The organism is Kitasatospora sp. NPDC058184 (genome assembly GCF_042883725.1).
Lineage (GTDB): Bacteria > Actinomycetota > Actinomycetes > Streptomycetales > Streptomycetaceae > Kitasatospora.
On the sequence record NZ_JBHVVE010000014.1, the window covers coordinates 248,096 to 259,471 of the forward strand.

At 74.9% G+C, this 11,376-nt stretch carries 9 protein-coding genes, 1 tRNA gene and 1 pseudogene; 3 read left to right on the plus strand and 8 right to left on the minus strand.

The window, feature by feature from the left end; all coding sequences use genetic code 11:
- The first annotated feature begins 48 nt into the window (after positions 1-48).
- The gene (locus ACFVXH_RS26020; protein ID WP_387827550.1) at positions 49-507 is read left to right on the plus strand and encodes a GNAT family N-acetyltransferase; all 459 of its coding nucleotides are present in this window, start codon (positions 49-51) and stop codon (positions 505-507) included.
- A gap of 118 nt (positions 508-625) precedes the next feature.
- On the opposite strand, the gene ACFVXH_RS26025 is transcribed toward ACFVXH_RS26020, so the two are convergent.
- The 5 genes and pseudogenes from ACFVXH_RS26025 to ACFVXH_RS26045 form a co-directional block, all read right to left on the minus strand.
- Complete coding sequence (locus tag ACFVXH_RS26025) at positions 626-1,534, minus strand: hypothetical protein (RefSeq protein ID WP_387827551.1); 909 nt, start codon at positions 1,532-1,534, stop codon at positions 626-628.
- 109 nt (positions 1,535-1,643) lie between these two features.
- Positions 1,644-2,090 (minus strand): DUF4442 domain-containing protein, encoded by a 447-nt coding sequence (locus tag ACFVXH_RS26030; RefSeq protein ID WP_049660764.1) that lies wholly within the window; start codon positions 2,088-2,090, stop codon positions 1,644-1,646.
- Between the two features lie 216 nt (positions 2,091-2,306).
- Positions 2,307-2,382: transfer RNA gene (locus ACFVXH_RS26035), tRNA-His, on the minus strand.
- Between the two features lie 186 nt (positions 2,383-2,568).
- On the minus strand, positions 2,569-3,171 hold the full coding sequence (gene orn / locus ACFVXH_RS26040; protein WP_049660762.1) for an oligoribonuclease: 603 nt from the start codon (positions 3,169-3,171) through the stop codon (positions 2,569-2,571).
- Positions 3,172-3,728: 557 nt separating this feature from the next.
- Positions 3,729-5,024, minus strand: a pseudogene (locus ACFVXH_RS26045) (helix-turn-helix domain-containing protein); the annotation flags it as partial.
- A gap of 1,019 nt (positions 5,025-6,043) precedes the next feature.
- Between ACFVXH_RS26045 and ACFVXH_RS26050 the strand changes: the two are divergent.
- Entirely contained in the window at positions 6,044-6,850 is an 807-nt protein-coding gene (locus tag ACFVXH_RS26050; RefSeq protein ID WP_074005120.1) for a GNAT family N-acetyltransferase, read from the plus strand.
- A gap of 160 nt (positions 6,851-7,010) precedes the next feature.
- Here the strand turns inward: ACFVXH_RS26050 and ACFVXH_RS26055 are convergent, their stop codons facing one another.
- Together ACFVXH_RS26055 and ACFVXH_RS26060 are read right to left on the minus strand one after the other, a co-directional pair.
- Positions 7,011-8,147, minus strand: a complete 1,137-nt coding sequence (locus ACFVXH_RS26055) for an HAD family hydrolase (protein WP_387827554.1) — start codon at positions 8,145-8,147, stop codon at positions 7,011-7,013.
- A gap of 434 nt (positions 8,148-8,581) precedes the next feature.
- Positions 8,582-8,902, minus strand: coding sequence for a hypothetical protein (locus ACFVXH_RS26060; RefSeq protein WP_380741415.1), 321 nt, complete (start codon positions 8,900-8,902; stop codon positions 8,582-8,584).
- A 453-nt stretch (positions 8,903-9,355) separates the two neighbouring features.
- Here ACFVXH_RS26060 and ACFVXH_RS26065 point away from each other — a divergent pair, with 453 nt between their 5' ends.
- Positions 9,356-9,832 (plus strand): universal stress protein, encoded by a 477-nt coding sequence (locus ACFVXH_RS26065; RefSeq protein WP_049653914.1) that lies wholly within the window; start codon positions 9,356-9,358, stop codon positions 9,830-9,832.
- Positions 9,833-10,027: 195 nt separating this feature from the next.
- Here ACFVXH_RS26065 and ACFVXH_RS26070 read toward each other — a convergent pair whose 3' ends face one another.
- A complete protein-coding gene (locus ACFVXH_RS26070) occupies positions 10,028-11,218 on the minus strand; it encodes an acyl-CoA dehydrogenase family protein (RefSeq protein WP_387827556.1) in 1,191 nt (396 codons plus the stop codon).
- Between the last annotated feature and the right edge of the window lie 158 nt (positions 11,219-11,376).

Here is an 11,376-nt window from a genome sequence, read left to right on the forward strand (position 1 = left end):
GCGGTCGACAATGGCGCTGCCGTCCGGCCAGCGACCCGAGGGGGCGTCATGGAGATCAGACCGGCCCAGCCGGAGGAGGCCGGGCTGCTCACCGGCATCGCGCTGCGGTCCAAGGCGTACTGGGGCTACGACGAGGCGTTCATGGCCGCCTGCCGGGCGGAGCTGACGGTGGACGCCGGTGTGATCGAGCGGTCGGCCACGGCGGTGGCCGAGGACGACGGGCGGGTCCTGGGCTTCGTCTCGCTCTCCGGGGCGCCGCCGACCGGGTCGCTGGACCTGCTCTTCATCGAGCCCGAGTCGATCGGCCGTGGCGTCGGCCGCGCGCTGTTCGAGCGGGCGAGGGGCCTGGCCGTGGCACTCGGCCTGTCTCGGCTCATCATCGAATCCGACCCGAACGCCGAGCCGTTCTACCTCGCGATGGGCGCCATCCGGATCGGCGCCGTCCCGTCCGGTTCGATCCCGGGGCGCGAACTCCCGCTGCTGGCCGTGGAGCTGGCCACGCCTTAGGCGGGGGCGGAGCGCTGCCGTCCGGCCCTGGGCCCGGTGATCGGAGGCGTCCCGCCGCCTTCTCGCGGCTGCGCAGCGTCCCCATGCCTACGGGGCGGTCCGCCGCGGCCGGGGCCGCTCAGTGGCCGCGTGGCAGTCCGCGGTGCTTGCACATGGCCGCTCCGGTGAGCAGGAGTCCGGCGGCGATGGGGACGAGGACGGCGGTCGCGGTGGCGGAGCCGTCTCCGGAGCCGGCCGCCGTGGCGGTGTCGGCGATGGCCGTCGTCTCGGGCGTGTTGCCGTGGTCCGGCGCGGGGGTGGCGGTGGAGTCCGCCGTGCTGCCGGCTTCGGCGGTGGGTCCGCCCTCGTCGACGGCGGTGGCCGCCTCCTGGAGCAGGGGTTCCGTCGCGGCCTCGCGCTGCCGGGGGACGGTGGAGAGGGCGCCGCCGCGGTGCCGGGTGGCGGAGGGCGGGTCGGCGGGTTCGCCCTCGCGGGAGGCGCGGGGGCCGTCGGGCCGGGCCTGGGCGGGGACGGTGCCGAGCAGGCCGGAGGCGAGCGCGAAGGCGTCGGGGACGGCTGCCCGCTGGCCGGGCAGGGGCAGGCCGCCGGCCCGGATGCGTTCCTGGAGGGCGCCGCCGACGGCTCCGGCGACGCCGGTGATCCCGCTGGTGGGGCCGTTGCCGGTCGGCTCCCCGGCGGGCCCGGGGGAGCGGCCCGGCGGTCCGGACCCGACGGGACGTTCGGCTGACTGTCCGTCGAGGGCGGGTCCGTCGAGCACCGGCCTGTCGAGCACCGGCCGGTCGAGTGCCGGTGCGGCCTGCAGCGCGCGGCGGACGGTGGGCCGGGCCGGGTCCGGTACCGGGTCGGCGGTGGCCGCGTACGCCCCGGGGGCGCCGAATCCCCAGAGCTGTGCGAGCAGGGCCCCGGCGGCCGCGAGGACCCGGGGGCGGGGCAGCCGCCGGGCGATCCCGCGGCGGGCGCCGGCGACGCCGCGCGGGGCGCCGCGGGGGACGGGTTCCTGGGGCTTGGTCGCGTGATTGGCTCGCACGTGAATCGAGAACGAGCGGCCGGGCGGTGAGGTCACGCCCGCCGTCACGGACAGTCATCGTACGGGTGGCCCCGGGCCTGTTCTCCCGGGGCCACCGACCGGGTGGCGGTCAGGAGTTGGGGCGCAGGGTCCAGGTGACCGTCATCACGCCGGTGACGGCTCCGTCGGCGCGGGTGATCTCGACGGTGACCGGGAACTCGGGGCGGCCGCCGGCGTCCAGCTCGGCGACGACCTCGGCGGCCGGGCGGCCGAGCAGTGCGGTGGCGGTGACCTCGCCCATGGCCAGCTTCTTGTACGCGATCTCGGCGTTCACGGCGAGCGGCACGGCCCGGGACAGCTGGTCGCCGAAGGCGGCGAGCACGATGCAGCCGCTGGCGGACTCGGCCAGCGTGAACATCGCGCCGGCGTGCGGGCCGCCGACGTGGTTGTGGTACGCGGGCTGGTCCGGGAGGCGGAGCACGGCGCGCTCCGGGGTGGTCTCCAGGTACTCCAGCTTGAGGGTGTGCGCCATCGGCACGGTGGAGTCGAGCATCTGGCCGATCGTGGGAGTGGTCATGGCGACGATGTTACTAGTCGGTAGCTTCCGAGGGCAGGGGTCGCCGCAAAGCCGATCCGGCGGGCGCGTGTGAGGGAGCGCACACGCGGACGAGGGGGCGCGTGCGCAGCTGAGGCCGTGTCCGGCTGAGGCGGTGTTCGACCGGGGCCGTGTTTGCCGAGGGGGGCGAAAACGCCTGAGGGGCCGATCTCTTGAAGAGATCGGCCCCTCAGGCTCTGGGGTGAGTGACGGGACTCGAACCCGCGGCCACCTGGACCACAACCAGGTGCTCTACCAACTGAGCTACACCCACCATCTGTCCGGCCCGTTCCCGCTCTCGCGTTCCCGTTCCGACAGGAAGAACTCTACAGGATCCGAGAGGGTGCTCGCGCCAGGGTTTCGCTCCGGCGAACGCGGGCACCTTCCCGGTCCCTCCGACAGGGGTCCGCCGGGCGGTTCCGGGCGGTTCCGGGGTGGGCCGCCCCGGAACCGCCCGGGCTCAGCCCGCCGGGGCCTGGTACTTCCCGGCGATCGCCCGCGCGGTGTCGGCGTCCGGGCCGGGCTGCGGGACGAACACCGCCTCGCGGTAGTACCGCAGTTCGTCGATGCTCTCCCGGATGTCGGCGAGCGCCCGGTGGTTGCCGCCCTTCTGCGGGCTGTTGTAGTACGCCTTCGGGTACCAGCGGCGGGCCAGCTCCTTGATCGAGGAGACGTCCACGATCCGGTAGTGCAGGTGCTTCTCCAGGGCCGGCATGTCCCGGGCCAGGAAGCCGCGGTCGGTGGCCACCGAGTTGCCGCACAGCGGGGTCTTCCCGGCCTCCGGCACGTGCTCGCGCACGTAGGCGAGCACCCGCTCCTCGGCCTCGGCCAGGGTCACGCCCTGCTCCAGCTCCTCCAGCAGCCCGGAGGCGGTGTGCATCTCGCGCACCACCTCGGGCATGTTCGCCAGCGCCTCGGCCGGCGGCCGGATGATGACGTCCACGCCCTCGCCGAGGATGTTCAGCTCGGAGTCCGTCACCAGCACCGCGACCTCGACCAGGGCGTCCTGGTCGAGGTCGAGGCCGGTCATCTCACAGTCGATCCATACCAAACGGTCATTCACACAACTCACCCTACGGCGCGATCACGCGCCGCGGGGACCGGTGGAGCCGAGCGGGGTGCCTCGGCCTGGTGCTCCTCCGGCCCGTCGTGCGTGCCGTGGCCGTCCGGGTGCTCGCCCTCCCGGCCGGTCAGGACCGTGTGGCCGTCCCGTCCGGTCCGGACCTCGCGCGCCGCCCGGGCGCCCTCGGGCGCGGGCCGGCCGGCCTGGCCGCGGACCTGCGGAGCCCGGGCCTGGCGGCCGCGGAGCTCGCCCGGGCCGGAGCCCGGCTGCCCGGCGGGGGCCGGCATCCGTCCGGTGGCCGCGCCGTGGCCGCGCCCGGCCGAACCGGGGTCGTCCGCGGGCCGCTCGGCCGCGCTCCGGTGCCCCTGGCCCTGACCGCGCACCCCCGGCTGGGGGAGGCCGTCCTCCGCCGCCGCGTGCTCGGCGGTGCGCGGCGGACGACCGGTCCCCGACCCGGCCTGCGGCGGAACCACCGGCGGCCGCAGCGGACCGCGCCCAGCCGCACCCTGCTGCCCGGGGTGCGACTGCTGCGAGGCCTGCTGGTGCGGGTACGGCTGACCGCCGCGGGCGTGGAAGGCCTGGCCGGTCGGCGTCCCGACCTGGCCCGGACCGAACCCGCCGGGCTGGCCGTGGCCGCCCGGCTGCCCGTGCTGGCCGTGCGGCACCGGCTGCCCGTGCGAACCGACCGGGAGCGGCGCGCCCGGACCGGCCGGGAACGGCTGCCCCGACGGCATGCCGTGGGCCCCGCCGAACAGCGGACCGCCCGCCGGGACGACCGCGCCCGCCGGGTGCGGGATCGCTCCGGACAGCCGCAGGTCGCCGAGCGCACCGGCCGGCGCGGTCGGCTGCTGACCGGGACGGCGGGCCCGGTAGCTGGTCCGGTACGCGGCCGGGGAGACCCCGAGCTGGCGGCGGAAGTGCCCGCGCAGCGCCACCGGCGAACGGAACCCGCACCGGCGCGCGACGTCGTCCACCGACAGTTCCGAGGTCTCCAGCAGCCGCTGCGCCTGGAGCACCCGCTGGGTGATCAGCCACTGCAACGGCGCGCTGCCGGTGAGCGTGCGGAACCGCCGGTCGAAGGTGCGCCGGCTCATGTACGCGCGAGCCGCCAGCACCTCGACGTCGAACTGCTGGTTGAGGTTCTCCAGCGCCCAGGTGACCACCTCGGCCAGCGGGTCGTTGCCGATCTCTTCAGGTAAAGACTGATCGATGTACTGGGCCTGTCCTCCGCCGCCGCGGCGGCTCGGCACCACCAGGCGCCGGGCCAGCGCGTTGGCCGCCTCGGCGCCGTGGTCGCTGCGCACCACGTGCAGGCACAGGTCGATGCCGGCGGCGGTACCGGCCGAGGTGAGCACGTCGCCGTCGTCGACGAACAGCTCGCGCGGGTCGACGTGGACCCGCGGGTAGCGCTTGGCCAGCGTCGGCGCGTACATCCAGTGGGTGGTCGCCGGGCGGCCGTCGAGCAGGCCGGCGGCGGCCAGTACGAAGGCGCCGGTGCAGAGCCCGATGATCCGGGCGCCCTCGTGGTGGGCCTTGCGCAGGGCGGTGATCGCCTCGACCGGCGGGGGCTGGGAGATCGAGCGCCAGGCCGGTACGACGATCGTGCCGGCCCGGGCGAGCGCCTCCAGGCCGTACGGCGCGGAGAGGGTCAGTCCGCCGGTGGTGGCCAGCGGGCCCTCCTCACCGGCGCAGACCAGCAGGCGGTAGCGGGGCACCCCGGCGTCCTGGCGGTCCACGCCGAAGACGGAGAGCGGGATGGAGCTCTCGAAGATCGGGGCGCCGCCGAAGATCAGCACCGCGACGGTCTCCCGGCGGCGCCGGCCGGACAGCTTGCGCGGGGCGGAGGCCGTCACCGGGGTCGGGGAGCCGTTCGCGCCGGGCCCGCCGTGGCCCAGCGGGCCGTGGCCGGAGCCGAGCGCGAGGCCGCCGAGCGGACCGCCGCCCGGCCCGGCGGCGACGGTGCCGCCGCCGTTCGGGCCCGGGGTGCCGCCGCCGTAGCCGGGGTGGCCGGAATGACCGGGGTGACCGAGCTGGCCGCCGTAGCCCGGGTGGCCGGAATGGCCGGGGTGGGCCGGATGTCCCGGGTGGCTGGAATGGCCCGGGTGCTCGCCGCCGTAGGTCTGGCCGGGACTGACGGGTCCTCGGCTGACGGGTTGTCCGCCGAAGGACTGTCCGCCGAAGGCCGACTGGCCCCCGTAGGCGGGCTGTCCTCCGTAGGGTGCCGCCGCGCCGTGGTCCGCCGTGGCCGGCGCCGCGCCGGGGCCGATGCCGGTGCCCGCCCCGGGGGAGGGCACCGCGGAGTACGAGGAGTGCGAGGCGGCGCCCGGGGTGCCGGAGGTGCGGGTGGTGGCGATCGCGGCGGTGCCAGTGCTTCTCGCGGACCGACCCGAGCTGCCGGCCGCCGCCTGGCCGCTGTCAGGACCCGCGTCGCTCCTGCTCACCCTGCTCAAGGCGCTCAAGCCCCCTCGGTGGTGTGGTGTGGGTGGTGCGGCACTGCTGGCCAAGATCGAAATCTATCGGGTGGACCATTGCCGTTGTGACAAGTTCACCATCCGACGCTATGTCGACATGGCAATTTGGCGTGATGCATTCGATCACGAAGCGTGGCACCCGTCGACCTTTCTGGGAAGAGGGCCGGGGCAACGGTGGCTGGTTGTCGCGGGACGGTTCCTGGGGCGTCCGGCTCCGGTGCGCCCGGCCGGCTGGTCTGGGCTGCGGATTTGCCCAAGCGGGAGGGATCGGCGCGAAATTGACCGAAAATCGGCGGTGCACGAGGGGGCGCACGGGGAGAAGTCGTGCGCCTCCCAGGCTTCATCCGGCCAAGCCTGGGACGGCGGAACCGGGAACCGGAGCACCGGGTTACGGTCCTGCCGTGAACACCAACAGCCGGCTCGAACGGGCCAACGACAACGCCGCCGCCTTCTGGCTCGCCCAAGCCCGCGTCCACGGCTGGCAGTCCCGCACCCGCCCGGGGCTGACCGCGGTCCGGTGCGCCCGGACCCCGGACGACGCGCACCGCATCGTGGTGACCCGCCCCTACGACGAACCGGCCGCCGTGGAGCAGGAGTTGGCGGAGCTGATGGCCGATTGGTCGACCATACGCTGCACCGTGGAGGACCCGTACGACGGGCTCGACCTCACCGGCCTCGGCGCCACCCGGATGCCGCTCATGCCGGTGATGGTCCGGGATCCGGGACCGGTCGAGGGAGCGACCACCGACCTGCCCGTGGTCTCGGAGGCGCACGGGGGCGGCGTCCTGACGGTCGATGAGGCGCGGGACGGCGACAGCTTCGCCCTGGTCGAGCGGACGATCGTGGAGGGCTTCCCGCTGCCCGCCCGACAGCCCTGGGTCCGGGGCGAGGCCCTCCCGGAGCGACTGCTGGACGTACCCGGCTGGCGGGGCTGGCTCGGCCGCGTCGACGGCGCGGTGGCGGGCACCTGCCTCACCTATGACGACGGCCAGGCAACCGGCGTGTACTGGGTCGCCACCCTGCCCGACCGGCGCGGCCGGGGCGCGGCCCGCGCCGTCCTCCGGACCGCCCTGGCCCACGCGCACCCGGACCGCCCGGCCACCCTGGTCGCCACCGCGCTCGGCGAACCGCTCTACCGCAAGCTCGGGTTCGTCGAGCAGGCCCGCACCTGCTGGTGGACCCGTACAGCGGTGGCGGCGACGGCGTAGCCGGGGCGGCGGGTGGAGTCGGTGGGGCGGGCGAACGGCTGACGGCGGCGCGGGGGCGGGCAGGGGGGCGGCAGGGGCGGTGGGGGAGCGGGGCCGGAGCGGGGCAGGGAAGTAGGGGGCGGGGAAGCGGAGGGGGCTCGGGCGGGGTGTGGCCGAGGCGTTACCGGGCGGCCGCCACGGCGGCCGCGGACGAGGCCGCAGGGGGCACGGCGGCGAAGGAGGTCCGGGCGGGGACGGCGCCGTCGGGCCCGCTGCCGAGGGGCTTCGGACGGACGGCTCCGGCCGTGACGTTGGCCGCGGCGCCGGCCGCGGTCGGCGCGGGGCGGAGGCCGTCCGCGGCCGGACCCGGTCTGCTCCCTGCCCTGGTCCCGGAGCCCGGGCCGGTCTCCGGACGGGCCTCGGCGATCAGGGCAAACCCGCCGGATCGGTTTCGGACACCCGGCCCACCTGCGGCGGTGGCCTGGCCGGCGGTCCCGGCGGTCGCGGGAACGGATGCACTCGGGCCGTCCACGGCGGCCACCGCGGGACGTGCGCCGGACCGTGCGCCGACCAGCGCCGTCGCGTGAACCGGTGCTCCCGCCGCGGCCTTCCGGAGCGGCCCGCCGGAGCGGACGTCCGGCCGCGGCGAGGGCGCGTTCCGCGCGGCGAGGACCTGGCCGACGGCCTCCGGCAGACCGGCCGCCTTCAGCGTCGGCCGGTAGCCGCTCTCCGCCCACGGTCGGCCGTGGTGCAGCCAGACGCTGCGCAGTCCGGTGAGTTCGGCACCGGCGATGTCGGCGGGCGCGTGGTCCCCGATCATCCAGGTGTGCTCGGCCCAGTCCCCGGTGGGGGCGATGCCGCACCGCTGAGCCGCCATCTCGAAGATCAGCGGGTCCGGTTTGACGCAGTCGGCCTCTTCGGAGATGACCCAGCCGTCGACCAGGGGGCCGAGCCCGGTCCGCCGGATCTTCTCCAACTGCGGCCGGGTGCCGCCGTTGCTGACGATCCCCAGCGTCCACCCGGCGGCCCGGGCGACCCGGAGCGCCTCGATGTGCCGGGGCGGGCAGTGGATGTGGGAGTTGATGCCGCGTCGGTAGTGAGCGGTCAGGAAGTCGGCGGAGACGTCCAGCCCGTAGCGCCGCCGGACCGCCGACAGTACGGTGCTGCGCGGTACGTAGCCGCCGCCGTCGAGGGTGACGAACCAGTCGAGGTCGACCGGCGGGAGGTCGTGCTCGGACAGGAAGTCCTGCGCCCAGGCCCGGTAGGCGGCGTCCCGGGGCAGCAGGGTGTTGTCGAGGTCGAACAGGAGCAGGGACATGCCGAGCATGGTGCCAGCGGCCGCGCCTATGCATATGGCAAATGCCAGACGGCGTCGCGAAGCCGTACGGAGTGGCTGAAACGGCCTCCGCACCCCCGTGGCGGGCGGTGAGGCGCGGGTTCACCGGGACTGTCGGGGCAGGTCGGACGTCACGGTTCGCGACGCGCCGCAACGGATCGTCGCCGATCCATGACAGTCCGGTCACGGTGTCCCGTGGGGCTGTTGCGCCGCCCGGTCCGCTCAGTCAAGCTCCAGGGAACCTCCTTTCCGGAGGGGGCGCGATCGCCTGTGGGCGGGGCGCACAGCCTCGGCGGGCGCATCCCCCTTTCGCGGGAACAACGTCGCTCCGGGGCTTCCTCGCTGGGCGGGGCCCCAAGCCCGTCGTACTCTGAAAGGAACAGGTCACATACGGTGCTGCGCGGCGCAGACCGACGTCATCCCGTGGGCGGGCCTGCTGCCCGGGCAGCGTTGTCCTCCTCTCCTGTCGGCCCCTCTCCATCGAAGAGCCGTGAGCCATGGCTGGTTTTGAGCCTCCCCGACCGGTTGAACCGGACACGTCCCGCAGCGTGGACCCGGCCCGCGGGCCTGCCGCCGATCGTTCCGACGGCCGCGCCGAGCTGTGCGCCGACCAGCGCGGCGAGGACGGCCGTGACCACTACAGTGACCGCCTCGGCGACGACCACGACGATCACGACGACCAGGACGGCAGTCACGGTAGTTACGGCAGCCACGGCGACGAACGCGACCGTGGCCATGGCGGCGAACGCGACGGAGGCCGCGGGGACGACAGCGCGGGCGGGTCTGTCGACGGGCCTGCCGACACTGCCGGCGAACGAGCCGACGCGCGCGCCGAGGCCTCGGGCCGCATCCCGGGCGTGCGGACGGGCCACGAGCGGGTCGACGACGGCGGCGTCGCCGACGACGCGGAAGGGTTCGAGGCGGCCGGAGCGGCCCGCGCGGCCCGGCCGGCGGCCGACGTGCCACAGCCCGCGGAGCCAGGGGAGCCCGGCCCCGGGCGCGACGGCCCGCTGGGCTTCGCGCGCGCTCTGCGCGGCCTCGCCCGCCGGGGCAGCCTCGCCCGCCGTGACCGCCCGGGGCCCCGCCAGCGGCGTGGCGAGCCTCCGGCCGACCCCGCCGGGGTTCCGGTGACGGGCCGCCTGGGCCCGGGTGCCGAGTACCCGGAGGCGGCTTCCGGCGCGGCCGGCCCACTGGGCGGGCCCACCGAGCCGTCCGGGCAGGACACCCCGGCGCCGTCCCTCGACCCGGTGTTCCAGCACGGTGTGGTGGTCGGCTTCGACGGCTCGCTGTCGAGCGAGCGCGCCCTCGCCTACGCCGTCGGCATGGCGCGCCGCTCGCAGTGCGGCCTGGTGATCGTGCACGTCGCCAACCGCCTGCCCGCCACGGTCTGGGCGGGCTGCGAGCCGCCCGTCTTCGTCGACCTCCCCGACCACCGGACCGAGGTCCTCGGCCTGGAGCTCGCCTGCGCGGACTTCCTCACCGGGGTGCCGTGGATCCTGGTCGAGCGCGGAGGGGACATCTGCCACGAGATCGAGGAGGTCGGCCGTGAGTACGCCGCCGACGCGATCGTCGTCGGCACGACGCACGGCCTTCTCGGCAAGATCTTCGGCTCGGTCTCCGGACGGCTGGCGCGGCGGGCCAACCGCCCGGTGATCGTGATCCCCTGAGGCCCTGTTCCGGCGGCTTCTCCCGAAGCCGCCGCGACACCTCCTCCTACGCCTCCTCCTGCTGTTTCCTCCTGGCGCCTTCCCCTGACGCCTCCTTCGCCGTGGCGCTCCCCAACTCTCGTCGCGGAGCGGTGTGTTGACCGGTGTGCCGGCCCGGTGGGCGTGGCTCAGGAGGCGACCGTCAGGATGCGGTCGTCACGAACCGACGCCGAGCTCCCGGGCGATGAGCATGCGCTGGACCTCAGACGTGCCCTCCCCGATTTCCAGGATCTTGCAGTCGCGCCAGAAGCGGGCGACCGGGAATTCGTTCATGAAGCCGTACCCGCCGTGGATCTGGGTCGCCTCGCGGGCGTTGTCGACGGCGGCCTCGGACGAGTACAGCTTCGCGATCGCGGCCTCCTTCTTGAACGGTTCGCCGTGCAGCAGCCGGGAAGCGGCGTCCCGCCAGGCCAGGCGGGAGGTGTGGGCGCGCAGCTCCATGTCGGCAAGCTTGAACTGGATGGCCTGGTTGGCGCCGATCGGCCGGCCGAAGGCCCGGCGCTCGCCGGAGTACTTCACGGACTCGTCGACGCAGCCCTGGGCCAGGCCGGTGGCCAGGGCCGCGATCGCGATGCGGCCCTCGTCGAGGATCCGCAGGAACTGGGCGTAGCCTCGGCCACGCTCGCCCAGCAGGTTGGCCGCGGGAACGCGGCAGTCGGTAAAGGACAGTTCGCGGGTGTCGGATGCGTTCCACCCGACCTTCGAGTACTTCTTCGAGACCTGGAAGCCGGGGGTCCCGGTGGGCACGATGATGGAGGAGATCTCCCGTGCAGGCGAGCGGAATTCGCCCTCTTCACTCGAACGAGCGATCGGTTCGGTGAGCGCGGTGACGGTGACCAGGCCGGTGATGTCGGTGCCGGAGTTGGTGATGAAGCACTTGGTCCCGTTGATGACCCACTCGTCGGTGGCCTCGTCGTACCGCGCCGTGGTCCGGGTGGCCCCCGCGTCCGACCCGCCCTCCGGCTCGGTGAGGCCGAAGGCGCCGAGGAGTTCGCCCGAGGTCAGCCGGGGCAGCCACTCGCGCTTCTGCTCCTCGGTGCCGAACCGGTAGATCGGCATCGCGCCGAGCGAGACGGCGGCCTCCAGGGTGATCGCCACCGAGGAGTCCACGCGGGCGAGTTCCTCCAGGGCGAGGCCGAGGGCGAAGTAGTCGCCGCCCATGCCGCCGTACTCCTCCGGGAAGGGCAGGCCGAAGAGGCCCATCCGCCCCATCTCCCGGACGATCTCGTACGGGAACTCCTCCCGCTCGTAGAACTCGCCGATCTTCGGCGCCACCACGTCCTGGGCGAACTCGGCGACGGTGCGCCGCAGTTCCTCGTACTCGCTGCTGAGCCTGTGGTCGAACACGGTGATCCTCCTGGCGCCCGGCCGGGTCGGCCGCGGACGTGAGCGGGGTGACCGGCGTCCGTCGGACGGTGTGACGGTCGCACGGTGCGATTGAGGGATGGACTGTCGATCGGTGCGGGTGGTGCGGGGCGTCGGCCGGATGGTGCGGGCGGCCGGCG

Bases quoted from the DNA above. Each gene is read 5' to 3' on its own strand.
- ACFVXH_RS26060 (WP_380741415.1), bottom strand. From the start codon at position 8,902: ATGGCCACGGTCGCGTTCGTCGCCGTGGCTGCCGTAACTACCGTGACT.
- ACFVXH_RS26030 (WP_049660764.1), bottom strand. From the start codon at position 2,090: ATGACCACTCCCACGATCGGCCAGATGCTCGACTCCACCGTGCCGATG.
- ACFVXH_RS26055 (WP_387827554.1), bottom strand. From the start codon at position 8,147: ATGTCCCTGCTCCTGTTCGACCTCGACAACACCCTGCTGCCCCGGGAC.
- ACFVXH_RS26020 (WP_387827550.1), top strand. From the start codon at position 49: ATGGAGATCAGACCGGCCCAGCCGGAGGAGGCCGGGCTGCTCACCGGC.